Consider the following 25,236-nt stretch of genomic DNA (forward strand, 5'->3'; position numbering starts at 1 on the left):
TTGCCGGCGTTCCTGCGGGCATCATCCGGGTCTTCCGCCGATCCCCCGTTCTTTCACCGATGCGTACAAGGACCGACGCCGCGATGAGCCCCAACCCCGTGCATCTGGACCTGCTGCGCCACGGCGACACCGGCCACCGCAGCTACCGCGGCCAACTCGACGACAACCTGCTCGAACTGGGCTGGCGGCAAATGCGCGATGCCGTGCTCGGGCGCGAATGGGACGCCATCGTCAGCTCGCCGCTGCAACGCTGTGCCGCGTTCGCGCAGGAGCTGGCGCAGGCGCGCGGCCTGCCGTGGGCGCTGGAGCCGCGCCTGCGCGAATACCATTTCGGCGATTGGCAGGGCCGCCCGGTCGACGCCATCGCCGCGCAGGAAGGCGAGGCGCTGGCGCGGTTCTGGGCCGATCCGGTGGCGTATCCGCCGCCCGGTGCGGAGCGCTTCGACGAATTCGCCGCGCGCCTGACCGCGGCCATGGACGAGATCGCCCAGCGCCACGGCGGCCGCCGCGTGCTGGTGGTGACCCACGGCGGCGCGATCCGGCTGCTGCGCTGCATCGCCGCCGGCCGCCGCTACACCGACCTGCTCAACATCGACGTCGCCCACGCCTCGCTGCATGCGGTCAGCTGGCCGCCCAAGCCCGCGCGCGACGGCGCCACGGCGCGCGCGCAGGCCGATCCGGTCGACGGTTGATGCGCGCCGCGCTGGCCGCGATCGGGTTCCTCACCCGGATTCCGGTGCCGGCGCGGGTGTTCGCCGACGCCGACGCGCAGCGCCGCGCGCTGGCCTGGTATCCGCTGGCGGGCTTGCTGATCGGCGCCTTGCTGTGCGCGCTGGCCTGGGCCCTGCAGACGCGGCCGCCGCTGCTGTCGGCGGCGGTGTTGCTGATCGCCTGGACCGCGCTGAGCGGCGCGCTGCACCTGGACGGGCTGGCCGACATGGCCGACGCCTGGGTCGGCGGGCTGCGCGCCGATCCGCAGCAAAGCCGCGAACGCACCCTGGAGATCATGAAGGACCCGCGCAGCGGCCCGCTGGCGGTGGTCGCGCTGGCGTTGTTGTTGCTGGCGAAGTTCGCCGCGCTGGCGAGCCTGCCGGCGCCGGCCTGGGCCGCGTTGTTGCTGGCGCCGCTGCTGGCGCGCGCGGCGCTGACCCTGGCCTTCCTCACCACGCCGTACGTGCGCAGCGGCGGTCTCGGCCAGGCCCTGGCCGGCGCGCCGCGCGCGGGCTGCATCGCGGCCGTGGCCGCCAGCGCCGCGGCCTGCGCGCTGGCCGGCGGACGCGGCGCGCTGGCGCTGGCGGCAGCGCTGCTGGTGTTCGCGCTGTGGCGGCGCGCCTGCCTGCGCCGGCTGCAGGGCATGACCGGCGACACCTGCGGCGCCCTGGCCGAGCTGACCGAGGCGGCGGTGCTGGTGGCGCTGGCGCTGTCGTACTGAGCTGCGGGCGCCGGCGAAAGCGCAAGATAGGAACCGCCGAGCGCCGCCGGGATTGCGATGCTGGCCGCCATCCCACCGCTGAGTGCGAGGAGCAAGCGCATGTCTCCCGTCAAGGAATCGCCCGCCGTCGATGCGCCCGCCGCGCCCGGCGCCGACCCCGCGCCCGACAGCGGCCGCACCGCCGCGGCCCCGGCGCGCGGCGCGCTCAAGCCCGGCACCCGCGACGCCCACCACCGCCGCATCCAGCGCGCGGTGGCGCTGATCGAACACGCCATCGGCCAGGGCGAGGAACCGCCGGAACTGAGCCGGCTGGCCGAAGCGGCCTCGTTCTCGCCGTTCCACTTCCACCGCGTCTACCGCGCCATGACCGGCGAAACCACCGGCCAGACCGTGGCCCGGCTGCGCCTGCTGCAAGGCCTGCGCGTGCTCGCCGACGGCGAACGCACGGTCACCGACGCCGCGCTCGCGGTCGGCTACCAGACGCCGCAGGCCTTCACCCGCGCGCTGCGCCAGGGCATCGGCGGCACCCCGAGCGAGTTGCGCGCCGAACCCGAACGGCTGTGGCGCGAGATCGACCGCCTGGCCCAGCCGCCCGCGCCGGAACACGGCGAGGCCGCGCCGCTGCGGGTGGAAGTGGTCAGCGTGGAACCGTTCCAGGTCGCCGCGCTGCGGGTGACCGGCGCCTACCCCGAACAGAACCAGGGCTACGGCCGGCTGTTCGGCTGGGCCGCGCAGAACGGCCTGCTGGACTCGCTGCGCGGTCTCTACGGCGTCCCGCTCGACGACCGCCGCGACGTCCCGCCGCAGGCCTGCGCCTTCGACTGCATGCTGGCGTTGGGCGCGCTGTTCGGCGCCGACGCCGGCGAGGGCATCCGCCTGCAAGTCCTGGGCGGCGGACGCTACGCGCGCGTCCGCCTGGTCGGCGCCTTCGAGGGGCTCGAAGCGCTGACCGACGCCCTGCTCGCGCGCTGGCTGCCCGACAGCGGCGAATCGCTGCGCGACGCCCCGCTGTTCCACGAATACCTGGACGACCCGGACGAAACCCCGGAAGCGGTGCTGCGCACCGACATCTACCTGCCGCTGGCCTGAGCCCACGGCATCGCAAGAACCCGCCCGACCCGCGGCCGCCCTTTGTAGGAGCGGCGCAAGCCGCGACCGCGCCGCTGCGATCGCCGGCGCGAGTGAATCGAAGGTCAGCGAGAGTCGCCCACGCGAGTAGGACGGCGCGGAGGCATGCATTGCCGCAGTCGCGGCTCGCGCCGCTCCTACAGTCGCTCCGACGCAGCCGCGGCCGCCCCCTGTAGGAGCGGCGCAAGCCGCGACCGCGCCGCCACGATCGCCGGCGCGACTGGGTCGAGGGTCAGCGACAGCCGCCTGCGCGGGAAGGACTGCGCAGGCGAATGTATTGCCGCAGTCGCGGCTTGCGCCGCTCCTACAGTCGCTCCGACGCAGCCGCGGCCGCTCCCTGTAGGAGCGGCGCAAGCCGCGACCGCGCTACTGCAATAGCCGGCGCGACTGGATCTCGAAGGTCAGCGAGAGCCGCTCGCGCGGGAAGGACTGCGCAGGCGAATGCGTTGCCGCAGTCGCGGTTCGCGCCGTTCCTGCAAGAGCAAGCCGATCAGGCGCCGGCGGCTTCCAGGCGCGCTTCCAGTTCGGCGACCTTCGCTTCCAGCGCGGCGATGCGTTCGTTCAGCGCCGACTGCGCAGCCGGGCTGGCCAACGCCGGGTCGGTGCCGGACGCGGCGGCGGTCCATTGCGGTTCGCCGCACAGCAGGTGGCCGTAGCGGTCTTCGCGCTGGCCGGACTGGCGGCCGAGCAGCTTGACCAGCGGCGGTTGGTGCTGGGCCAGCCGTTCCAGCGCGTACTGCACGTCGCCGGCGGCGTCGAACTTGGCCATGCGGTCGCTGCGCGCCAGCAGTTCGTTGGCGGTCTGCGGGCCGCGCAGCATCAGCAGCGCCAGCAGCACGGTCTGCGGGCGGGTCGCGTCCAGCGCGGTGCCGGCGCGGTGGCCGTAGCGTTCGGCGCGCGGGGAATGGTGCGACTTGACCCAGCCGCGCGGCTCCAGCTGGCGCAGCGCGTGCGCCACCTCGCCTTGTTCCAGGTTGGTGACCGGATCGCGCGAGGTCTTCTGGTTGCAGGCGACCACGATCGCGTTGAGGGTCAGCGGGTACGCGTCCGGCGTGGTCGCTTCCTTCTCGATCAGCACCGCGACCACGCGCGCCTCGGTCGGGGTGAGTTGCGGCGCAGTGGCGGCGGTGTCGGTGGCATCGGCGGCGGAAGGATCGATATCGCTCATGGGTGAGGTTCGCGGGCGGCGTGGAAGGAGGCGGCGCAAGCGTATCGCGCCGCGGGCCGCCACGGACATCGCAGTCCGCGGCGGCGGGCGGACAGGTTCGGGCCGTCCGCCCTCAGGCCGGCGCCCTCACGCCAGCGCCGTCGACGGCGGCAGCTGGCGTTCGCCGCGGTACACCGGCGCGGCCAGGACCATCTCGGCCAGGCTGTGCGCCAGCTCGCGCTCGGCCATCACCGCGCCGTCGGCGCCGTGCTCGATCAGGTGCTTGACCTCGTTGTCGCTGTGGGCGCGGGCGACGATGCTCAACGCGGGGTTGAGTTCGCGCAGCCGGGCGATGATCTCGCCGGCCTCCAGCGCCTGCGGGATCGCCAGCATCGCCGTGGTCGCGCGCTCGGGCACCGCTTCGCGCAGCACCCGCGGGTCGACCGCGTTGCCCAGGATCGCCGGCAACCCGGCCGCGCGCGCCTTGGCGATCAGGCTTTCCTCGCCGTCGATGACCACCATCGGCACCTTCTGCTCGCCCAGCAGGCGCCCCAGTTCGCTGCCGACGCGGCCGTAGCCGATCAGGATCACGTGGTTGTCGATGTCGGCCGGCACCGGCGGCGCATCCTCGCCGCGGGCTTCCTGCGCCGCCGCGGCTTCGCGCGCGTTCTTGCGGTCGAGCCAGGCGAACAGCAGCGGGTTGACCACGATCGACAGCAGCGCGCCGGCCAGGATCAGGTCGTGGCCTTCCTTCGGCAGGATCTCCAGGTCCATGCCGAGGCCGGCGAGGATGAAGGAGAACTCGCCGATCTGGGCCAGGCTGGCCGAGATCATCAGCGCGGTCGAGTTCGGCTTGCCGAACGCACGTACCAGGGCGTAGGCCGCGACCGACTTGCCGATCACGATGATCGCGAACACCGCCAGCACTTCCAGCGGCTCTTTCAGCAGGATCTGCGGATCGAACAGCATGCCGACCGAGACGAAGAACAGCACCGCGAACGCTTCGCGCAGCGGCAGGGTCTCGTTGGCGGCCTGATGGCTGAATTCGGATTCGTTGAGCATCATGCCGGCGAAGAACGCGCCCAGCGCGAACGACACGCCGAACAGTTCGGCCGAACCGAACGCCACGCCCAGCGCGATCGCCAGCACGCACAGGGTGAACAGCTCGCGCGAGCCGGTGCCGGCGACGCGTTCGAGGATCCACGGGATCACCCGGCGGCCGACGATCAGCATGAAGGCGACGAACGCGCCGACCTTGGCCAGGGTGATGAACAGCTGGCTCCAGATCTGGCTGGAGTCGCCGGCCTCGCCCTTGAGCAGGCCGGCCAGCGCCGGCAGCAGCACCAGCGCGAGCACCATCGCCAAGTCCTCGACGATCAGCCAGCCGACCGCGATGCGTCCCTTGGAGGTCTCCACCAGGCGCCGTTCTTCCAACGCGCGCAACAGCACCACGGTACTGGCCACCGACAGCGCCAGACCGAACACCAGGCCGGCGCCGTGCGACCAGCCCAGGTAATACGCCATGCCCCAGCCCAGGGCCGTGGCGACCGCGATCTGCAATATCGCGCCCGGTAGTGCGATGGCTTTGACTTCCAGCAGGTCGCCCAGCGAGAAGTGCAGGCCTACGCCGAACATCAGCAGGATGACGCCGATTTCCGCGAGCTGCGGCGCGAGCGTCTGGTCGCCGACGAAGCCGGGCGTGAAGGGGCCGGCGATGACGCCTGCGATGAGGTAGCCCACCAGCGGCGACAGCCGCAGGCGTTGAGCGATCATTCCGAAGATGAAGGCCAGGACGAAGCCGGCTACCAGGATCGCGATCAGGGACGTGTGGTGCATCGGCTCTCCTGTGGTCTGGTCCTTGCAAGAATGTGCGCTGGCCCATTCAGATGCAAGTATTTCTCGTTCGATTCATGCTCGCAAACGATTGTTTCTGCGAGATTTTTCCCCGGAGTGACAGTGCGCGGACGAGGGCCGGACGCACCCGCCCGGGCCCGCGCGGCAAGGCCTGCAGCCGAGAGGGGACAGCGGGTTTTATGCCTGCGTGCCGGTCGCTCCGGCGTGATGCGCGAGGATGAACCGGGGTTCATCCCCGCGCCGTCGGGACAGCGGCGGTGGGCGGACTTGCGCGAGAGGCGGCCGGGATTGCGCGGGCGGACGGGGCGCGCCTACGCGTTGGCCGGGGGCTGAGACCGCGCGATCGGCAAGTGGTTCCCGCGCCGCCGATAGCACGAGCGTTCGCGTTTCCCCGCAACAAAGCCGCTCACGACACCGCCTGTGCAGGGGCGACGCAAGTCGCGACCGCGCCAACCCAGCGACAACGAACGCATCCGCGAGCCAAGCACCGCCCGCCGCAGCGCCGTTGGCCAGGCACGCCCGCATCGACGCCTGCGCGATCGCGGCTCGCCGATCGGCCTGCGCCTTGCGTTCGCGCATCCGCCGCGCCGCGAGGCGGGCATAAAAAAGCCCCGCCGGACGCGGGGCTTCGTGCCGGCCATCGGCTGCGGCGAACGCGTTACTGCGCGCTGCGGCGCGCCTGCGCCCGGCGATCTGCGGTCTCGCGCGCCGGCGGCAACGGATTTTCGACGATCGCCGGCGTCGCCGACAAACGCGCCGCGCGCGGATTGTTGCAGAAGGTCTCTTCGCACAACTGCCGCGATTCTTCGCAGGCCTGTTCCTTCTCCGGCGTGTCGGCGCGGCTCATGCACCGATTGAACAGCCAGGGACAATCGTTGCAGGCCGCGAACGCGCTGGAGATCGGCAGCAGCGCGGAAATGGCGGTGAGGGTTGCGAGCAGTACCGGGGTCAGCAAGCGAGACTTGAACATGACGGTCCTTCCCATGGTCGCGCCGAGTCGTTCGGCCCGCAGAAAGTAGCACCGGCCTGGCGCGGGTTTTGGGCGCGTCGCACAAAATCGGGCCGAACGCCGCGCCGCCGATCCCATCGGCGACGCGGCGCGGGGTTCACGACGCCCGCGAGGCGGCGCGCGCCGCCGCCTCCCGCGCTTTCACCACTTGTACGCGACCTTGGCGTAAGCGAACGCGCCGTTGAACCCGAACGGCGCGTAGCTGGTGTACGGCAGCTGCCCGCTCTCGCTGTTGGCGTAGATCGCCTCGTCCGGGTATTCGTTGAGCACGTTGTCGCCGCCGACGGTGAACTCCCAGCCGTCCACCGCATAGGTCGCGGCGAGGTCGAGCGTCCACTTCGCCGCGAAGGTCTGGTCGCGGATGCCGCTGGGGTCGTCGTTGAAGGTGTGGAACTCGCCGTAGCGAGTGGCGGTGGCGTCGAAGCGCCAGCCCTCGCGCTTCCAGCTGCCGCCGAGGAAGAACTTGTCGCGCGGCGCGCCCTGGGTGATGCGGCCTTGTTCGACCCGGCCGATGCGTTGCAGGTTCAGGCCGCCGGCGGTCAGCTCCGGCGGGTTCGGCGCGATCCGCTCCAGTGTGGTCTTGTTGCGGTTGTAGCCGGCGGTGAGGTCGAGCGCGCCGCCGGCCAGGTCGAAGGTGTAGCTGCCGACGATGTCGAGGCCGCGGGTGCGCGTGTCGACCGCGTTGGTGAAGTAGCGGCCGCCGTTGATGCCGGGGTGGCCGCGCGCTTCCAGGAAGCTCGCCACCGCCGGTCCGCGCAGGTTCTCCGAGAGGATGATGCGGTCGTCGATGTCGACCTGATACGCGTCGACGGTGATGTACAGGCCTTCCACCGGCTGCAGCACCAGGCCCAGGCCGAGGTTGGTGGATTCCTCGGCCTTGAGCGGCTCGGCGCCGAGCGCGACCGCGGCCGGGTCGTCGACGGCGAAGGTGCGCACCTGGAACGGGTTGGGGTCGCCGAGCACGATCACGGTCTGGGTGGACTGGTAGAACTGCTGCTGCAGCGACGGCGCGCGGAAGCCGGTCGAGACCGTGCCGCGCAGCGCCACCTTGTCGGTGAAGGCGTAGCGCGCCGACAGCTTGCCCGAGGTGGTTTCGCCGAAGTCGCTGTAGCTTTCGTAACGCGCGGCGGCGCCGAGCGAGAGCTTGTCGGTGACGTCGGTTTCCAGGTCCGCATAGAACGAATGGCTGTGGCGGTCGCGGCGGCTGGCGTCGGACGGGGTGAAGCCCGGGAACACCTGCGCGCCCGGCGCGCCGGGTTCGGGGCCGGCGATGTAGGAGGCCGGTTCGCCCGCGCTCTGGTCGAACTTCTCGCCGCGCCATTCCGCGCCGAACGCGACGGTCAGCGGGTATTTCAGCCAGCCCACGTCGAAAGCCTTGTTGAAATCGGCGTTGAGCACGTTCTGGGTGGTTTCCAGCTGGCCGATGTAGAAGCTGCGCGGCGAGGCGACGCCGAGGGTGCGGTTGAGGCTGTGGCGCACGTCGAAGTCGAGCTGGTTGCGGCCGTAGTTGTAGCTCAGGTCGAGGTTCCAGCCGCCGGCGGTCTGGCCGCGCAGGCCGGCCACGAACGCGCGGTCCTGGCTGAGGTTGTCGATCTGCGGCAGGAAGCCGTCGGGATACACCGAGAGGATGTTGTTGGCGTTGCCGGGCGCGCGGTAGTAGCCGTTGGAAATCGCGCGGCGGCGGCTGGCGGTGCCGAACGAGTAGAACTCCACGCCTTCGGCGGCCTGATAGCGCGCGTTGAAGGCGAACGCGCCCTGGTCGATTTCCGGATCGCCGTAGCGGTGGACCACGCGGCCCTTGGGGTTGCTGGTCGGCGTGACCGGGCCCAGGTAGGGACGGGCGCGGTTGGTGTTGTCGCTGTGGCCGCCCTGCGCGGCCAGGTGCAGCGCGCCGTTGTCGCCGAGCTTGAAGCCGGCGTCGCCGGAGAGCTGGTACTGCTCGCCGTCGCCGGCGCTGTACTGGCCGTAGCGCGCGGCGACCGAGCCGCCTTCGCCGGACCCCTTGAGCACGATGTTGACCACGCCGGCGATGGCGTCGGAGCCGTATTGCGCCGAGGCGCCGTCGCGCAGCACTTCGACCCGCTCGATCGCGGCGATCGGGATCGCGTTGAGATCCACCGGCGAGGAGCCGCGGCCGATGCTGTCGTTGAGGTTGATCAGCGCGGTGGTGTGGCGGCGCTTGCCGTTGATCAGCACCAGCACCTGGTCCGGGGCCAGGCCGCGCAGCTGCGCCGGGCGCACCGCGTCGGTGGCGTCGGTGATCGACGGACGCGGGAAGTTCAGCGAGGGCAGGGCGCGGGCCAGCGCGGTCGCCAGCTCGACCGTGCCGGTGGCCTCCAGGGTCTGCGGGGTGAGGATGTCGATCGGCGCGGTGGATTCGGCCACGGTGCGGTCGGACACGCGGGTGCCGGTGACGATCAGGGTGTCGAGGTTGGTCGGGTTGGCGCGTTCGGCCTCGGCCGGCGCGTCGGCGGCGGCCACGGGGGCGGCGAGGGCGAGCAGGACGGCGCTGCTGAGCAGGGACAGGCGGCGGTGCATGAAGACTCCGGGCGGTGCGAACGGGGAACGTCGGGCCGAACGGCGCCGCCGCGGCCGGCCCGGTGGGGGCGCTTTGCCGCGAAAGGCGAGCTCGTTGACGCGTGGGGGCGGTCTGAGGCCGGCGTCTGGATTATTCGATGCCGGCCCGGTGCGCGGCCGAACCGATCCTCATGAGCAAATACCGATCAGTCATGCGACCATATCGGGATGATTTCCTTCCGTGATTTCGCCCTTCGGCGCGGCGAACGCCTGCTCCTGTCCAATGTCGACCTGGCCCTGCACGCGGGCTGGCGGGTCGGCGTCATCGGCCGCAACGGCACCGGCAAGTCCTCGCTGTTCGCGGCGATCCAGGGCGAGGTCGAGGCCGACCGCGGCGACATCGACGTGCCCAACCGCGTGCGCATCGCCAGCGTCGCCCAGGAAACCCCGGCGCTGCCCGATCCGGCGCTGGACTTCGTGCTGTCCGGCGATATCCAGGTGCACAAGGCGGTGGTCGCCGAGCGCGAAGCGGTCGAGCGCGAGGACTGGGAGGCCGTGGCCGAGGCCCACCACCGGCTGGAAGAGCTCGGCGGCTACGACGCCACCGCGCGCGCCGGCAAGTTGCTGCACGGCCTGGGCTTCAGCCCCGACACCCACGAGCGCGCGGTCAAGGAGTTCTCCGGCGGCTGGCGCGTGCGCCTGAACCTGGCGCGGGCGCTGATGATGCCGTCTGACCTGCTGCTGCTCGACGAACCGACCAACCACCTCGACCTCGACGCGGTGCTGTGGCTGGAGCAATGGCTGCTGAAGTACCCGGGCACGCTGCTGATGATCTCGCACGACCGCGAGTTCCTCGACGGCGTCAGCACCCACACCCTGCACCTGCACGAAGGCAAGGCCAAGCTCTACGTCGGCGACTACACCGCGTTCGAGCGCCAGCGCGCCGAGCACCTGCGCCAGCAGCAGATCGCGTTCGAGAAGGAACAGGTCGAGCGCGCCCACCTGCAGAGCTTCATCGACCGGTTCAAGGCCAAGGCCAGCAAGGCCAAGCAGGCGCAGAGCCGGATGAAGCGGCTGGCCAAGCTGGCCGGCACCGAGGCGGTGCGCGCCGAGCGCTCGCTGCACATCGATTTCCCCGAGCCGGCCAAGCTGCCGCACGCGCTGCTGCGCCTGGTCGAGGCCGATTGCGGCTACGGCAACCACAAGGTGCTCGACAACGCCAGCTTCATCATGGAGGCCGGCGACCGCGTGGCGTTGCTGGGGCCCAACGGCGCGGGCAAGTCCACCCTGGTCAAGACCCTGGTCGGCGAGATCCCGCTGCTGGCCGGCGAGCGCAGCGGCCATCCGGACCTGCGCATCGGCTACTTCGCCCAGCACACCGTCGAATCGCTGCAGGAAGGGCGCAGCCCGATCGACCACCTCGGCGACATCGCCCCGGGCGTGGCCACCCAGCAGTTGCGCGACTTCCTCGGCAAGTGGAATTTCCCCGGCGATCGCGCGTTCGAATCGGTCGACGGCTTCTCCGGCGGCGAGCGCGCGCGCCTGGCGCTGGCGCTGATCGCCTGGCGCAAGCCCAACGTGCTGCTGCTCGACGAACCGACCAACCACCTCGACCTGGACATGCGCGAAGCGCTGGCCGAGGCGCTGAGCGACTTCGACGGCGCGATCGTGCTGGTCTCGCACGACCGCCACCTGATCGGCCTGGTCTGCGACACCTTCGTGCGCGTCGCCGACGGCGTCGCCCAGCCCTTCGACGGCGACCTCGACGCCTACGCGGTGTGGCTGCGCACGCGCGAGGACAGCAGCGAGGGCAAGAAGGCCAAGGCCGCGCCGGCTGCCGCCGCTGCGTCCGCGCCGGCGGCGGGCAAGCCCGGCAAGAAGGTCAATCCGGTCAAGCTGGCCGAGGCCGAAAAGCGCGTGGCCGAGCTGGAATCGAAACTGCACACCCTCGACATGGACCTCGCCGACCCGACCAAGTACGCCGGCGGCGGCGACAACGCCAGCGAACTGGCGCGCCAGCGCGAGACGGTCGCGGCGGAGCTGGAGAAGGCCGAGGCGGCGTGGATGGCGATGTACGACGGGGCTTGAGAGCGAGCGGCGTATCGCCCGTTTGCGAGCTGCGATGCGAGCCGGAACGACGGCGATGCGGGTTCGTACCCGGCTGTAGGAGCGACGCGAGCCGCGACCGCGACAATGCGACTGCGCCGAAAGCGACTGCGCCGAAACTTCTGCAGTAACCGCGTTTTCGCGGTCGCGACTCGCGTCGCTCCTACAGTGGGGTAAGAACCCTCCCGCTCCGGTTTTCCGGCATGGCGGTCGCCGCCGGCGTCGCAAACCGGCCGCGCCGGCGGATGAGCGCTCGGCCGGCTTGTCGCCCTCTCCACACCCGACCCCCTATCGTCCCGCCCTGATTTTCGCCACAGGGGGGCCGCATGAGCCGCGAACTGGTCTATCTGCTGCTGATCTTCGGCCTGCTGGTCATCCCGCGCGCGCTGCAGCGCTACAAGATCCCGGCGCCGCTGACCTGCCTGTTGTTCGGCATCGTCGCGATGCTGGCCTGGGGCGACAAGTCGCACGACACCGTGGTCGGCATGCTGGCCACGCTGGGCATTTCCTCGTTGTTCCTGTTCGCTGGCCTGGAGGTGGAACTCAGCGCGCTGCGCAAGGGGCTGTGGCCGTTGATCGCGCACCTGGTGATCCGCACCGCGACCTTGTTCGGCATGGGCTGGCTGGCCTGGCGCTACGCCGGCATGGGCTGGCAGGCCGCGGGCTTGCTGGCGCTGGCGCTGCTGACGCCGTCCACCGGTTTCATCCTCGACAGCCTGGCGCGGCTGGGGCTGGACGAAGAGGAGCGGTTCTGGGTGACCAGCAAGGCCATCGCCGGCGAACTGCTGGCGCTGGTGGCGCTGTTCGTGGTGCTGCAGGCGGGCGACCCGATGCGCATGGCGCTGTCCTCGACCGCGCTGATCGCGATGCTGGTCGGGCTGCCGCTGGTGTTCGTCGCGCTCGGCCGCTGGGTCGCGCCGCACGCGCCGGGCTCGGAATTCTCGTTGCTGGTGATGGTCGGCATGATCGCCGCCTTCGCCACCGCCAAGCTCGGCGTCTATTACCTGGTCGGCGCCTTCGTCGCCGGCCTGATCGCGCGCCTGCTGCGCGAGCGCATGCCGCGCCTGGCCTCGCACGAGAACCTGCACGCGGTGCGGCTGTTCGCCTCGTTCTTCGTCCCGTTCTACTTCTTCAACGCCGGCACCAAGGTGCCCAGCGGCGCGCTGAGCTTCGAGGCGCTGGGGCTGGGCCTGCTGCTGACGGCGGTGGTGCTGCCGTTGCGGATCGGGGTGATCTGGCTGCAGCGGCGCGCGCTGTTCGGCGAGAAGCACGGCGCCAGCCTGCGGGTGTCGGTGGCGCTGGCGCCGACGCTGATCTTCACCCTGGTGCTGGCGGCGATCCTGCGCGACCGCTTCGCCTTGCCGGACGCCTGGTTCGGCGCGCTGCTGCTGTACGCCACCCTGACCACGATCCTGCCGTCGCTGGTGTTCCGCACCCCGTTCGACGTCGACCCGGCCGAGGACCACGGCCCGGTGCATCCGGACGACGCCGGCGACCGTCGCCGGCTCGCTGCGGCGGCCGGCAACGCCGCCGCCGAGCCGGAACCCACGGCGGTGCCGGCGGCCGCGGCGTTGCCGGCCGCCGCCGCGGCGGGACCGGCGCCTGCGGCCCGGCCCGATCCGCACCCGCCGGGCGGCTGAAACCCAGCCGCGACCGGCGTTTCGGCGCGGCCGGGACGGCCGCGCGCTTGCATCGGCGGCCGCGAGCCCCAAACTAGCCAGCCTGAGTCGGCTTCCCCACGTTCCCGCCATGCCCATCTACGCGTTCCAGTGCAATGCCTGCGGCCACAGCTTCGACCGCCTGCAGAAGCTGTCCGATCCCGATCCGACCGTCTGCCCCGAGTGCGGCGCCGAGCAGGTCGGGCGCCAGCTGACCGCGCCGCAGTTCCGCCTGGCCGGCGGCGGCTGGTACGAGACCGACTTCAAGAAGGACGGCGACAAGAAGCGCAACCTCGCCGGCGAGGGCAGCAGCGGCGGCGCCGCGGCGGACAAGCCGGCCGAGACGAAGACCGAAAAGAAGGCCGAAAAGAAGGCCGACCCGGCGCCCGCGGCCGCGCCGGCCGCGGCGAGCAAGCCGGCGGCCGGCGGCGGCAGCTGATCGCCGGACCCAGGCCGGACCTCCGCACAGGGCGCCGCAAGGCGCCCTTCGCCGTTCTGGGCGGGCCTTCAGGGCCGATGTCGAGGCGCCCATTCTTGTGAGAGAGCCTTGAGGCCGCCATGCCGCTGGCGTGCGGCGTGGCCTTCAGAGCCGAGGCGGCCGCGGTTGTGGGACGGCCTTCAGGCCCGACGCTTGCCGCTGCGGCCGCGGCGATCCAAGCCCGGAGCATCGGGCCTGAAGGCCCTCCCGCCAGCGCCGCCGGCACAAAAGCCCCTGCGCCGCCTGGGCCAATCGCCGCGGCGCCTGGACTAGAATGTGCGGTCCCGGCCCCCGGCCGGCGAGGCGTTCGCAGCCCGGCTCCCGCCGCGGCCCCCGCGAGCCGCCTGCGGCACAACCCCCACGATCCAACGATCGGCCCGGCCGATCGACCAATCCGGAGCTTCCATGCGTACCCACTTCTGCGGCCTCGTCGACGAGGCGCTGATCGGCCAGACCGTCACCCTGTGCGGCTGGGTCAACACCAACCGTGTCCAGAGCCACGTGGTGTTCACCGATCTGCGCGATCACGAGGGCGTGGTCCAGATCGTGGTCGATTCGGACATGGGCGAGCTGTTCAAGACCGCCGGCGATCTGAGCGTGGAAAGCTGCGTGCGCGTGACCGGCAGCGTGCGCGCGCGCGGCGCCGCCAACGACAAGATCCGCAGCGGCAAGGTCGAGATCCTGGCCGCGCAGATCGAAGTGCTCAACAAGGCCGAGCCGCTGCCGTTCCACGCCCACGAGAACGCCGGCGAGGAAACCCGCCTGACCTACCGCTACCTGGACCTGCGCCGTCCGGAAATGCAGAAGATGATGCGCACCCGCATCCGCCTGGTGCAGTCGCTGCGCCGCTGGCTCGACGCGCGCGGCTTCCAGGACATCGAAACCCCGATCCTGACCAAGGCCACGCCCGAGGGCGCGCGCGACTTCCTGGTCCCGGCGCGCATGCATCCGGGCGAGTTCTACGCGCTGCCGCAGTCGCCGCAGCTGTTCAAGCAGATCCTGATGGTGGCCGGCTTCGACCGTTACTACCAGATCGCGCGCTGCTTCCGCGACGAAGCCCTGCGCGCCGACCGCCAGCTCGAATTCACCCAGCTCGACATGGAGTTCGCCTGGGTGTCCGAGCGCGACGTGCAGGACACGGTCGAGGGCATGATCCGCGAAGTGTTCAAGGAAACCATCGACGTCGAACTCGACGCCGAATTCCCGCGCATGACCTACGCCGAAGCCATGCGCCGCTACGGCTCGGACAAGCCCGACCTGCGCATCGAACTGGAGTTCGCCGACATCGCCGAACTGGTCAAGACCTGCGAGTTCAAGGTCTTCACCGATTGGGCCAACCACGCCGACGGCCGCGTGATCGCCCTGCGCGCGCCGGGCGCCGCGGGCTGGTCGCGCAAGCAGATCGACGAGGCCGGCGCGCACGCGGCCAAGCACGGCGCCAAGGGCCTGGCGTGGATGAAGATCGAAGACGCGTCCAAGGGCCGCGAAGGCATCAACTCGCCGATCGCCAAGTTCTTCGACGACGCCACCCTGGCCAAGATCGTCGAGGCCAGCGGCGCTTCGACCGGCGATGCGATCTTCTTCGGCGCGGCCGACTACAAGACCGCCAGCGACTTCATGGGCGCGTTGCGGCTCAAGCTCGGCAAGGATTTGAACCTCGTCGGCCAAGGCTGGAAGCCGCTGTGGGTCACCGACTTCCCGATGTTCGAGTGGGACGAGGAAGCGCAGCGCTACGTCGCCCTGCATCACCCCTTCACCGCGCCGGCGGTGGACGACATCGCCGACCTGCGCGCGAACGCCAAGACCGCGGTGTCGCGCGGCTACGACATGGTGCTCAACGGCAACGAGATCGGCGGCGGTTCGATCCGCATCCACCGTCCGCAGATGCAGTCGGCGGTGTTCGACCTGCTCGGCATCGGCGCGGAAGAGGCCGAAGCGAAGTTCGGCTTCCTGCTCGACGCGCTCAAGTACGGCGCGCCGCCGCACGGCGGCATCGCCTTCGGCATCGACCGCATCGCCGCGCTGATGGCCGGGACCGAATCGATCCGCGACGTCATCGCCTTCCCCAAGACCACCACCGCGCAGTGCCTGATGACCGGCGCGCCGTCGCCGATCCCGGACGCGCAGCTGGCCGAAGTGCATGTGATGGTGCGGCCGAAGGATCCGGCCTGATCCACCCGCGACGGCCCCGCGCCGGGCCGTCGCTTGCAGTTGTGAGGGGCTTCAGCCCCGACGCTTTGCGCTCAGGTCGCGACGATCTGGTACGAAAGCGTCGGGGCTGAAGCCCCTCCCGCATCTGGAATCCGCAGCATCGCCGCTATGAGCGCCTTGTCCATGTCCGCGAACTTCAGCATCCGCCGCGCCACGCCGGCCGACACCGCCGTCCTGGCCGACATTTCCGCGCGCAGCTTCGTCGAGACCTTCGGCGACTCGTACCCGCCCGACGACCTCGCGCGCTTCCTCGCCGACACCTATTCGCATCGAGCCATCGGCGCGTTGCTGGCCGACCCGCGCTACGGCGCCTGGCTGCTGGAGCGCGACGGCGTCGCGGTCGGCCACGCCCTGGCCGGCGATTGCGGCCTGCCGCACGCCGAGGTCGCGCCCGCCGACGGCGAACTCAAGCGCCTGTACCTGCTGCGCGAGGCGCAGAACGGCGGCTGGGGCGGCCGCCTGTTCGAAACGGCGCTAGCGTGGCTGGAACGCGACGGCCCGCGCACCCTGTGGATCGGCGTGTGGTCGGAGAACTACGGCGCGCAGCGCTTCTACGGACGCCACGGTTTCGAGAAGGTCGGCCACTACGACTTCGTGGTCGGCGAGACCCGCGACCACGAATTCATCCTGCGGCGCTCCGCCACGCGCTGACCGTCGCTGCGCAAGCCACACGCCCTGCCTGTAGGTGCGGCGCAAGCCGCGACCGCGCCAGTGCGAGGGCCGGCGCTGGCGGCTCTACGTTCGGGGCGCGGCCGGCTTGCGGATGCTGACGCCGGCGGCTGCGGTTTCGCGGTCGCGGCTCGCGCCGCTCCTACAGGGAGATTGCGCACCCGCATGGGCTGCCTGTAGGAGCGGCGCGAGCCGCGACCGCGCCAATGCGAAGACCGGCGCTACCCCGGCCCGGCATCCGGGATGCCGCCCGATCGCGACCGCTGGCGCCGATCGATACGGTTCCGCAGCCGCAACCCCCGCCGCGTCCCGGCAAGCCGGCGAAACCGCGCACGAATGCGCGGCCCCGCCGGCAGCGGTTCACTTGCCGTCGAGCAACACGTTCAACGTGGTCGCGTCCAGCACGCCGCGCTTCTGCCCGAGTTTGAGCAGCATCGATTCCAGGTCCCCGGCCGCGGCCGAGACCCGCGTCGCCGCGGTCGCCGACTTGAACTCGGTAGCGGCGGCGGTGTCCACGCTGAGGTTGCGGCCTTTCACCGTCACCGTCTGCGGCCGGGCTTTCGCCGACGAGCCGCCGACGGGTTCGATCAGGATGCCGTTGTAGCCCAGGGCCGGTTCGGCCGCCGCGCCCGCGCGCGCCGGCGCGGCGAGGGCGTCGCCGAGGCGGCTCTCGATCGCGCGCAGTTGCGCCGGATCGGTCACCGTCAGCTCCGGATTCGGCCGCCCCGAGTACACCAGGTAAGTGATGCGCAACCCCGGCGCGTCGGCGGCGTGGGCGAACAGCGGCGCGGCCGACAGCGCCGCGGCGACGAGCAGGGACTGGAACGGACGCTTGCGCATGACTCCTCCTTGATCCTGGGTGATCGCGGCGCGCTCAGTTGATCTGCTCATGGCCGCTCCCCTCGATGCTGTCCGACCACACCCGGTAGAAGCCGCAGAAATCGCTGTACGGCCCGCGGTTGGCGGTGCGCGGGTCGGCGATCTCGTTGCCGGAATTGTCGCGGTTGGTGGCCGCGGTCTGGCCGGGCTTGTGGGTCCACTTGCCGTTGGCGTCGCGGCGGTACCAGTGGTAGTCGTAGCCCGGCGCGACCACCAGCGCGGCGATGTTCTTGTAGCTGGCGGCGTTGATCGCGGTGTCGGCCACCGGCTCCAGGCCGTCGCGTTCGGCCGCCGCGCGCACCGCGGCGCAGCTCAGCGAGGCGTATTGCGCGCTGGCGGCGCGGCCGGGCTGGGCGAAGGTGTTGGTGGCGCGGCCGTTGGCGTAGTTGTAGCAGTTGTTGTAGCGCTGGCGGGTGCCGCCGTCGTTCCAGTAGGTCGGCTGGTAGCTGGTGCGGCCGGGGAACATGATGTCGCCCAGACCGCCGCTGGCGTCGGCCGGCAGCGCGCGGTTGTAGACCAGCACCTCGTCGGCGCGGTCGTTGAAGCGGTACGTCGCGCTGCTGATGTGCCCGCCGATCATGAACGGCCGCGTGGTGTTGTCGAGGTTGCCGGTCATCGGCGTCGGCTGGCCGGTGGCGCGGCGTCCGTCGACGTAGAACGAGATCGTGTACGGCGCGCTGCTGCGGTTGACCACCGCGGCGACGTGGTGCCAGCGGTTCGCCGCCAGGCTCACGCTGGAGTCGGAGACGTAGTTGCCCCAGGTGCTGCCGTCGTTGAGCTGCAGCAGCACGTTGCGGCCCTGGTCGATGCCGAAGGAATAGCCGCGGCCGCTGCCGTCGCCGCGGTTCTCGATCAGGGTCTTGACCGCGGCCGAGCCCGGCGCGGCCAGCCGCACCCAGGCGGCGACGGTGAAGCTGCCGGTGCCGACATTCAGGTTGGCCGAGTTCGGCACCTCGATGTACTTGCCGCCGCTGAGGTCGGCGGCGGTGCCGAGCCAGCCCCAGGACGAGGCCGCGCCGCCGATCACGCTGCCGTTGCGGCCGTAGCCGCTGGTGTCCGCGGCGCTGGTGCCGGACAGGTCCAGGTGCCATTCGCCGACCAGGCCGTTGCTGACCCGCGGCGGGGCCGCGTGCGCGGCAAGCATCGGCGCCAGCGCGACTCCCAGCGCCAGGAACCACGAGGATCGATTCATAACCGCTCCATGGTGCGCGCCCACGCCGGGCGCCGCGCGAATCTAGTGGGACGCCCGCGCGCGCGAACGTGATAGCGCACGCGGATCGGCCGCGGTCTGCGCCGCGGTTACATGATGTTTCGCGCTTATGTGCGCGGCGGCCGCTGCGAAACGCGACGCGGGCCGCGTCGGTTCAGCCGGCCCAGGGCAGCGCCTGCAGGGCCTGGCGCAGGTGGCCGGGCCAGTGCAGCGCGGCGGCGGCCGGGGCCGGCACCGCCGGCGCGACCGGCTGGGTGCAGCGGCAGTCGATCCGGCGCGGCGAGACCCAGCGCGCCGGCGACCACTGCATCAGCTGCGGGTAGCTGCGCTCCAGCCGGGCCCCGGCGCGGTCGAGGAACACGTGCACCGGGTGCAGCACCCCGGGATGGCGGGGCTGCGCGCAGGACACCGGCGCCACCGTGCACATCGCCACCGCCGCGAGCAGCGCCGAGGCGAGCACGTTGGCGATGGGCAGGGCGGGGGAGCGCGGGGCCATGCGGGATACCGTCGGCTGCGGGTGGCGCGCATCCTGCGGTGCGGGCGCCGTGCAATATTTGCACGGTGTCACAATATGAGTGCCAGCCTGTTTCACATTTGTCTTTCGATGACATCCATCGCATTTTCATGACGGATATCGCATCGATAGGGCTTGACTGGCCCGGCAGGGCGGCTCGTCCAGGGGCCCGGGGCGGGCCTGGATCCGGTGTCGGGACGGGCTGGGTCGCGGCGAACTGTGAAGCCGGTGCGGCTTGGCTGACCGATTGTAACCACGCCCTGGGCGGCCGCTGTGACAGCCGCGTCCGCGCCGCCGTCGCCTGCCCGCAGCTGAGCGCGCGCCCGCCGCCGGCGCCGCTGCCCCTTGGCCGCCGCCGCCGCCGACCCGATAGTGGCCCGGTCCCCGCTCACCTTCGCAGGCCATGGCCCGAACGCCGAATCTCCGCAGGATCGTGATGTTGCACGGCATCTGGATGCCCGGCGTGTCGATGGCCTGGCTCGGCGCGCGCCTGACCGCGGCCGGCTTCCAGCCCGAGACCTTCGCCTACGCCGGCGCCGGCGCCGGCCCGGACGCGGTCGTGCCCAAGCTGGTCGAGAGCCTGCGTCGCGCGCCCGCGCACGTGCTCGCCCACAGCCTCGGCGGCCTGGTGACCCTGCGCGCCCTGCAACAGCACCCCGAACTGCCGGTGCGGCGGGTGGTGTGCCTGGGCTCGCCGCTGCTCGGCAGTTCCGCCGCCGACGGCCTGGCGCGCCATGCCTGGAGCGCGCCGGTGCTCGGCCGCGCGGCCGGCCTGCTGCTGGAAGGCTGCCCGCCGTGGCAGGGCCAGGCCCAGGTCGGCCTGATCGCCGGCCGCACCCCGCATGGGCTGGGACGCTGGTTCGGCCGCTTCGAGGGCGACAGCGATGGCACCGTCGCGGTCGCCGAGACCCGCCTGGCGGGGCTGGCCGCGCACGCGGTCATCCCGGCCAGCCACAGCGGCCTGCTGTTCTCGGCGCAGGCTGCGCGCATGGCCGAGGCCTTCTTCCGTCGCGGCCGTTTCGGCGACTGAGCGGTCGGCGCCGCGCTGGCGGATGCCGCCGCCCGGCGGAACGCGTTTTCGAGTCCGCGACCAGGACCGATCGGGTAAAATCGCCCGCTTTCCAGACATCAAGCCGGTAACGCCATGGGTAGAGGTCCGTCGATCGAAGCACGCAAGAACGCCGAAGACGCGCGTCGCGGCAAGATCTTCACCAAGATCATCCGCGAGATTTCCGTGGCCGCGCGCCGCGGCGGCGGCGATCCCAACGGCAATCCGGCGCTGCGCACCGCGGTCGACAAAGGCCTGTCGGCGAACATGTCCAAGGACGTGATCGAACGCGCGATCAAGAAGGCCACCGGCGCGCTGGAAGGGGTGGAATACGAAGAAGTGCGCTACGAGGGCTATGCCCCCGGCGGCGTGGCGGTGATCGTCGACTGCCTGACCGACAACAAGGTCCGCACCGTGGCCGACGTGCGCCACGCCTTCAGCAAGTTCGGCGGCAACCTCGGCACCGACGGCTCGGTGTCGTTCATGTTCGCCAAGCGCGGCGTGCTGTGGTTCGAGGCCGGTTCGGACGAGGAGAAGATCACCGAGGTCGCCATCGACGCCGGCGCCGACGACGTGGTGGTCTATCCCGACGACGGCTCGATCGACGTGCTGACCGCGCCCGACGCCTTCGCCGCGGTCAAGGCCGCGATGGAGGCCGCCGGCCTCGCGCCCGGCCAGGCCGAAGTGACCTTCCGCGCCGACAACACCAGCGCCGTGGACGGCGAGACCGCCCAGCAAGTGGTCAAGCTGCTGAACTGGCTGGAAGACATGGACGACGTGCAGAACGTCTATTCCAACGCCGACCTCGGCGAGGATGCGTATGCGTAGCCGCGGCGTCCGCGGCCGCACCGGCCCGGGCACCGCGCTGCGCCAGCGCTAGCCGATGGCGACCTCCACAACCCGCAGCCCCGCCGCGGCCAGCGTGCGCATCCTGGGCATCGACCCGGGCTCGCAGCGCACCGGCCTGGGCGTGATCGACATGGCCGGCGACGGCCGCTGCACCTTCGTCGCCGCGCGCGCGCTCAAGCTGCTCGACGCCGAGGACTTCCCCTCGCGCCTGGGCCTGCTGTGCGAAGGCCTGGAAGCGGCGCTGGACGAATTCGCGCCGACCCAGGTCGCGATCGAGACGGTGTTCATGGACAAGTCCGCGACCTCCGCGCTCAAGCTCGGCCACGCCCGCGGCGCCGCCCTGGCCACGGTGGTGCGCCGGCGCATCCCGATCAGCGAATACGCGCCGCGGCTGATCAAGCAATCGCTGGTCGGGCGCGGCGCGGCCGACAAGCAGCAGGTCCAGCACATGGTGCGGCTGCTGCTGAACCTGCCCGAAGTGAAGCTGCAGGCCGACGCCGCCGACGCGCTTGCGGTCGCGCTGACCCATGCCCATATGAGCGCTACGGCCCAGCGCACCGGCATCGCCACCCACCAGCTGCGCAGGCGCGGCGCCTGAGATGGCCGCCGTCCGGGTCGTCGCCGCGCCGTCCGCGGCGCGCGGGGTAGGGACCCGCGCGCGCGACCGCGTCGTCCTTCGTAGCCGCCGCGCTTGGGTTTCCCTCTTCTCTTGTTCGCGACGCGCCGGCGACGGCGGGTCGCATCGCCCTATCGGAGTCACCCTGTGATCGGTCGCCTCAAAGGCATCCTGGCGCACAAGCAGCCGCCGTGGCTGGTGGTCGACGTGCATGGCGTGGGCTACGAGCTCGAAGCGCCGATGAGCACGTTCTACGACCTGCCCGACATCGGCCGCGAGGTCGCGCTGTTCACCCACTACGCGCAGAAGGAAGACAGCGTCTCGCTGTACGGCTTCCTGCGCGAGAGCGAACGGCGGCTGTTCCGCGACGTGCAGAAGGTCAGCGGCATCGGCGCCAAGATCGCGCTGGCGGTGCTCTCGGGCGTGTCGGTCGACGAATTCGCGCGGCTGGTGCAGGTCGGCGACGTCACCGCGCTGACCCGCATCCCCGGCATCGGCAAGAAGACCGCCGAGCGCATGGTGGTGGAGCTGCGCGACCGCGCCGCCGACCTCGCCGGCACCGGCGCGACCCTGCCCAGCGGCGGCATTCCCGCCGACCCGCAAAGCGAAGCCGTGATCGCCCTGCAGCAGCTGGGCTACAAGCCGGCCGAAGCCGCGCGCATGGCCCGCGAGGCCACCGCCGCCGGCGACGATGCCGCCGCCATCATCCGCAAGGCGCTACAGTCCGCGCTGCGTTGAGCCCACGGCGGCAAACCGCCCGGAATCTGACGACAATGTCCTCTACCGTTCCTACTTCCGACAAGCACGCTCACGGCCACGACGGCGCGGGCGGACACGGCTCAGGCCATCACGGTCCCAAACAGGGGCTTCCCGGGTTGGTCGTGGGCGCGATCGGCGTCGTCTTCGGCGACATCGGCACCAGCCCGCTGTACACGCTGAAGGAAGCGTTCTCGCCGCACTTCCACCTCACCAGCAACCACGACACGGTGCTGGGCATCCTGTCGCTGGTGTTCTGGGCGCTGATGATCGTGGTGACGGTCAAGTACGTCACCATCATCATGCGCGCCGACAACGACGGCGAAGGCGGGATCATGGCGCTGATGACCCTGGCCCAGCGCACCCTGGCCAAGGGCGGGCGCTCGGCGTACGTGGTCGGCATCCTCGGCATCTTCGGCGCCTCGCTGTTCTTCGGCGACAGCGTCATCACCCCGGCGATCTCGGTGCTCGGCGCGGTCGAGGGCCTGGAGGTCGCCGCGCCCGGCCTGCACCGCTTCATCGTGCCGATCACCGTGGTGATCCTGGTGATGGTGTTCCTGGCCCAGCGCTTCGGCACCGAGAAGGTCGGCAAGGTGTTCGGCCCGATCACCATGATCTGGTTCGTCTCGCTGGCGGCGATCGGCGTCTACAACATCATCCAGGGCCCGGAAGTGCTCAAGGCGCTGAACCCGATGTGGGGCGTGCGCTTCTTCATCGAGCACGGCGCGCAGTCGGTGCTGATCCTGGGCGTGGTGGTGCTGGCGGTGACCGGCGGCGAAGCGCTGTACGCCGACATGGGCCACTTCGGCGCCAAGCCGATCCGCTACGCCTGGTACATCATGGTGCTGCCGAGCCTGATGCTGAACTACCTCGGCCAGGGCGCGTTCGTGCTGAACCACCCGCGCGCGGTGGTCAATCCGTTCTTCGAGTCGGTGCCGCCGTGGGCGCTGTACCCGATGATCGTGCTGGCGACGATGGCGGCGGTGATCGCCTCCCAGGCGGTCATCACCGGCGCGTACTCGGTGTCGCGCCAGGCCATGCAGCTGGGCTACATCCCGCGCATGCAGATCAAGCACACCTCCAGCAGCACCATCGGCCAGATCTACGTGCCGTACATCAACTGGATCCTGGCGATCGCGGTCATCACCGTGGTCCTGGCGTTCCGCAGCTCGACCGCGCTGGCCACCGCCTACGGCATCTCGGTGTCGGCGACGATGCTGATCGACACCCTGCTGCTGGCCCTGGTCGCGCGCGCGCTGTGGCCGCGCTGGCGCAAGTGGGTGCTGCCGCTGTGCGTGCTGTTCTTCGTGGTCGACGTCGGCTTCGTCATCGCCAACGGCGCCAAGTTCTTCGACGGCGCCTGGTTCCCGCTGGCGCTGGGCCTGATCGTGTTCACCCTGCTGCGCACCTGGCGCCGCGGCCGCGAACTGCTGCACGAGGAAGTGCGCAAGGAAGGCATTTCGCTCGACAGCTTCCTGCCCGGCCTGATGCTGGCGCCGCCGGTGCGGGTGCCGGGCACGGCGATCTTCATGACCGCCGACAAGGGCGTGGTGCCGCACGCGCTGCTGCACAACCTCAAGCACAACAAGGTCCTGCACGAGCGCAATGTGTTCCTGACCGTGGAAACCCTCGGCGTGCCGTACGCGCCGAAGGAGAAGCGGCTCAAGATCGAGGCGATCGGCAACGACTTCTACCGCGTGCTGATCCGCTTCGGTTTCATGGAAGTGCCCGACGTGCCGCTGGCGCTGATGCGCTCGTGCGACGCCGGCGGCATCTACTTCGATCCGATGGACACGACCTATTTCGCCAGCCGCGAGACCGTCGTCGCCAGCCGCCACCGCGGCATGCCGATCTGGCGCGACCGCCTGTTCGCCTTCATGCACCGCAACGCGGCGCCGGCGACCGGGTTCTTCCGGATTCCGGGCAACCGGCTGGTCGAGCTGGGCGCGCAGGTCGAGATCTGAGCATGGGCGGCAGCGTCCTGGACTGGCGCGTCTACGGCCGCGGGCCGAGTCTGGACACGTTCTGGGACGAGGAAGGCAACCTCGGCCGGGCCGCGGCGAGCGCCGACGACATCGCCGCGGCGCAGGCGCGGCTGGGGATCGAGCTGCCGCCGTGGCTGCGCAGCCTGTACGCACGTTACGACGGCGGCGCGGTGCGGATGGCGCGGGCCGCCTCGCTGCACAGCCAGGACTGGATCGACGCCGACTGGCTGGTCCCGCGCGCGCGGCTGCTGCCGCTGGCGCAGTGGTTCTCGCTGGCGCAGCTGCGCCAGCGCGAGGACTACCGCGACGACGCCTTCGCCGCGCTGGCCGCCGACGACAGTCGCCTGATCGCGATCGCCGTGGGCGAGGACAACGGCACCCTGTGCCTGGACTACAGCGCCGGCGGCGAACCGCGCATCGTGCTGACCGACCAACGCCAGCGCCTGCGCGAGTACCCCGATCACGCCGCGTTCCTGGCCGAGCTGGTCGAAATCCAATACTGGAACCCGGCCCTGCAGGCGCGTCACGACCCGCGGCAACGGCTGCGCTGCGACCCGCGGCCGCCGAGCCTGGATACGTTCTGGCGCGGCCCGGGCTACTGGGCCGAAGCCGGCGCGCCGGCCGACGAAGCCGCGCTCGCCGCCGCCGAGGCGCGCCTGGGCCTGCGCCTGCCGGCGCTGCTGCGCGCGCTGTACCTGCGCCAGGACGGCGGCAGCACCGCGTTCGAATGGGCGCCGCTGCGGCGCCAGCCCTCGCGGCATCTGTACGACTGGGAAAGCGTGGTGCCCGATGGCACGGTGCTCGCGCTCGCCGACCTGCGCACGCTGGCCGACTGGGCCGGGGACTTCCAGGGCCGCGACGCGCTGTACGGCTTCGTCCGCAACTACGCCGGCTGCGAGCGCCTGCTGATCCTGGCCTCGCACAACATCGAGTGGCTGCTGTGCCTGGACTACCGCGAGCGCGGCCCGCAGCAGGAGCCGGAAGTCGTCTATTTCGAATACTTCGGCGAACTGGTGGCGAACTATCGCGCCCGCGACTTCCACCGCTTCTTCGCCGACCTGCGCCGGGGCGAACTGGAGTAGCCGCGGCCGGCGCCCGGCCGTTCGCGCCAAGGCCGGGCGCCGCACTCGTCCACCGCGCGCGCAGCGCCGGTCCGAGGGCTTGCGCCAC

The 25,236-nt window shown here is 71.1% G+C and carries 21 protein-coding genes; 14 read left to right on the top strand and 7 right to left on the bottom strand.

Going from position 1 to position 25,236, the window contains the following annotated elements:
• The first annotated feature begins 83 nt into the window (after window positions 1-83).
• The 3 genes from BLV01_RS09460 (at window position 84) to BLV01_RS09470 (ending at window position 2,521) form a co-directional block, all read left to right on the top strand.
• Window positions 84-692, top strand: coding sequence for a histidine phosphatase family protein (locus tag BLV01_RS09460; RefSeq protein ID WP_091797924.1), 609 nt, complete (start codon window positions 84-86; stop codon window positions 690-692).
• A complete protein-coding gene (locus tag BLV01_RS09465; RefSeq protein ID WP_091797927.1) occupies window positions 689-1,432 on the top strand; it encodes an adenosylcobinamide-GDP ribazoletransferase in 744 nt (247 codons plus the stop codon). Before BLV01_RS09460 ends, BLV01_RS09465 begins: the two co-directional genes overlap by 4 nt.
• Before the next feature lie 99 nt (window positions 1,433-1,531).
• The gene (locus BLV01_RS09470) at window positions 1,532-2,521 is read left to right on the top strand and encodes an AraC family transcriptional regulator (RefSeq protein WP_139178575.1); all 990 of its coding nucleotides are present in this window, start codon (window positions 1,532-1,534) and stop codon (window positions 2,519-2,521) included.
• Between the two features lie 529 nt (window positions 2,522-3,050).
• Here the strand turns inward: BLV01_RS09470 and BLV01_RS09475 are convergent.
• The 4 genes from BLV01_RS09475 to BLV01_RS09490 form a co-directional block, all read right to left on the bottom strand.
• Window positions 3,051-3,728: a YceH family protein gene (locus tag BLV01_RS09475; RefSeq protein ID WP_091797934.1), complete on the bottom strand. Its 678-nt coding sequence runs from the start codon at window positions 3,726-3,728 to the stop codon at window positions 3,051-3,053.
• Between the two features lie 126 nt (window positions 3,729-3,854).
• A complete protein-coding gene (ybaL, locus tag BLV01_RS09480; protein ID WP_091797937.1) occupies window positions 3,855-5,543 on the bottom strand; it encodes a YbaL family putative K(+) efflux transporter in 1,689 nt (562 codons plus the stop codon).
• A 676-nt stretch (window positions 5,544-6,219) separates the two neighbouring features.
• Window positions 6,220-6,531, bottom strand: a complete 312-nt coding sequence (locus tag BLV01_RS09485) for a hypothetical protein (protein ID WP_091797940.1) — start codon at window positions 6,529-6,531, stop codon at window positions 6,220-6,222.
• A 180-nt stretch (window positions 6,532-6,711) separates the two neighbouring features.
• Window positions 6,712-9,108 (bottom strand): TonB-dependent receptor plug domain-containing protein, encoded by a 2,397-nt coding sequence (locus BLV01_RS09490; RefSeq protein ID WP_091797943.1) that lies wholly within the window; start codon window positions 9,106-9,108, stop codon window positions 6,712-6,714.
• A 207-nt stretch (window positions 9,109-9,315) separates the two neighbouring features.
• Here BLV01_RS09490 and BLV01_RS09495 point away from each other — a divergent pair, with 207 nt between their 5' ends.
• From BLV01_RS09495 to BLV01_RS09515, 5 genes are all read left to right on the top strand, one after another.
• Window positions 9,316-11,175, top strand: a complete 1,860-nt coding sequence (locus tag BLV01_RS09495) for an ABC-F family ATP-binding cassette domain-containing protein (RefSeq protein ID WP_091797946.1) — start codon at window positions 9,316-9,318, stop codon at window positions 11,173-11,175.
• Window positions 11,176-11,519: 344 nt separating this feature from the next.
• The gene (locus tag BLV01_RS09500) at window positions 11,520-12,833 is read left to right on the top strand and encodes a cation:proton antiporter (RefSeq protein WP_091797950.1); all 1,314 of its coding nucleotides are present in this window, start codon (window positions 11,520-11,522) and stop codon (window positions 12,831-12,833) included.
• Window positions 12,834-12,942: 109 nt separating this feature from the next.
• Window positions 12,943-13,290 (top strand): FmdB family zinc ribbon protein, encoded by a 348-nt coding sequence (locus BLV01_RS09505; RefSeq protein ID WP_091797953.1) that lies wholly within the window; start codon window positions 12,943-12,945, stop codon window positions 13,288-13,290.
• A gap of 444 nt (window positions 13,291-13,734) precedes the next feature.
• Window positions 13,735-15,501 (top strand): aspartate--tRNA ligase, encoded by a 1,767-nt coding sequence (aspS, locus tag BLV01_RS09510; RefSeq protein WP_091797955.1) that lies wholly within the window; start codon window positions 13,735-13,737, stop codon window positions 15,499-15,501.
• 147 nt (window positions 15,502-15,648) lie between these two features.
• A complete protein-coding gene (locus BLV01_RS09515; protein WP_254782570.1) occupies window positions 15,649-16,191 on the top strand; it encodes a GNAT family N-acetyltransferase in 543 nt (180 codons plus the stop codon).
• Between the two features lie 378 nt (window positions 16,192-16,569).
• Here BLV01_RS09515 and BLV01_RS09520 read toward each other — a convergent pair whose 3' ends face one another.
• From BLV01_RS09520 to BLV01_RS09530, 3 genes are all read right to left on the bottom strand, one after another.
• On the bottom strand, window positions 16,570-17,100 hold the full coding sequence (locus BLV01_RS09520) for a hypothetical protein (RefSeq protein WP_139178576.1): 531 nt from the start codon (window positions 17,098-17,100) through the stop codon (window positions 16,570-16,572).
• On the bottom strand, window positions 17,084-18,280 hold the full coding sequence (locus BLV01_RS09525; protein WP_091797961.1) for a LamG domain-containing protein: 1,197 nt from the start codon (window positions 18,278-18,280) through the stop codon (window positions 17,084-17,086). Before BLV01_RS09525 ends, BLV01_RS09520 begins: the two co-directional genes overlap by 17 nt.
• Window positions 18,281-18,452: 172 nt before the next feature.
• A complete protein-coding gene (locus tag BLV01_RS09530) occupies window positions 18,453-18,794 on the bottom strand; it encodes a hypothetical protein (protein ID WP_091797964.1) in 342 nt (113 codons plus the stop codon).
• A gap of 454 nt (window positions 18,795-19,248) precedes the next feature.
• Here BLV01_RS09530 and BLV01_RS09535 point away from each other — a divergent pair, with 454 nt between their 5' ends.
• The 6 genes from BLV01_RS09535 to BLV01_RS09560 all read left to right on the top strand — a co-directional run bounded on the left by BLV01_RS09535 (window position 19,249) and on the right by BLV01_RS09560 (window position 25,148).
• The gene (locus BLV01_RS09535; protein ID WP_254782571.1) at window positions 19,249-19,842 is read left to right on the top strand and encodes an esterase/lipase family protein; all 594 of its coding nucleotides are present in this window, start codon (window positions 19,249-19,251) and stop codon (window positions 19,840-19,842) included.
• 114 nt (window positions 19,843-19,956) lie between these two features.
• Window positions 19,957-20,688 carry a YebC/PmpR family DNA-binding transcriptional regulator gene (locus BLV01_RS09540; protein ID WP_091797967.1) on the top strand — a complete coding sequence of 244 codons (732 nt, stop codon included), beginning with the start codon at window positions 19,957-19,959 and terminating at the stop codon, window positions 20,686-20,688.
• A 55-nt stretch (window positions 20,689-20,743) separates the two neighbouring features.
• On the top strand, window positions 20,744-21,307 hold the full coding sequence (ruvC, locus tag BLV01_RS09545) for a crossover junction endodeoxyribonuclease RuvC (protein ID WP_091797970.1): 564 nt from the start codon (window positions 20,744-20,746) through the stop codon (window positions 21,305-21,307).
• A 165-nt stretch (window positions 21,308-21,472) separates the two neighbouring features.
• Window positions 21,473-22,063 (top strand): Holliday junction branch migration protein RuvA, encoded by a 591-nt coding sequence (gene ruvA / locus BLV01_RS09550; RefSeq protein ID WP_091797973.1) that lies wholly within the window; start codon window positions 21,473-21,475, stop codon window positions 22,061-22,063.
• 35 nt (window positions 22,064-22,098) lie between these two features.
• Window positions 22,099-24,045 carry a potassium transporter Kup gene (locus BLV01_RS09555; protein WP_091797976.1) on the top strand — a complete coding sequence of 649 codons (1,947 nt, stop codon included), beginning with the start codon at window positions 22,099-22,101 and terminating at the stop codon, window positions 24,043-24,045.
• A gap of 2 nt (window positions 24,046-24,047) precedes the next feature.
• On the top strand, window positions 24,048-25,148 hold the full coding sequence (locus BLV01_RS09560) for an SMI1/KNR4 family protein (RefSeq protein WP_091797979.1): 1,101 nt from the start codon (window positions 24,048-24,050) through the stop codon (window positions 25,146-25,148).
• Window positions 25,149-25,236: the final 88 nt, after the last annotated feature.

Origin of the sequence: Lysobacter sp. yr284, from assembly GCF_900107375.1 — a bacterium.
Classification (GTDB): Bacteria; Pseudomonadota; Gammaproteobacteria; order Xanthomonadales; family Xanthomonadaceae; genus Lysobacter.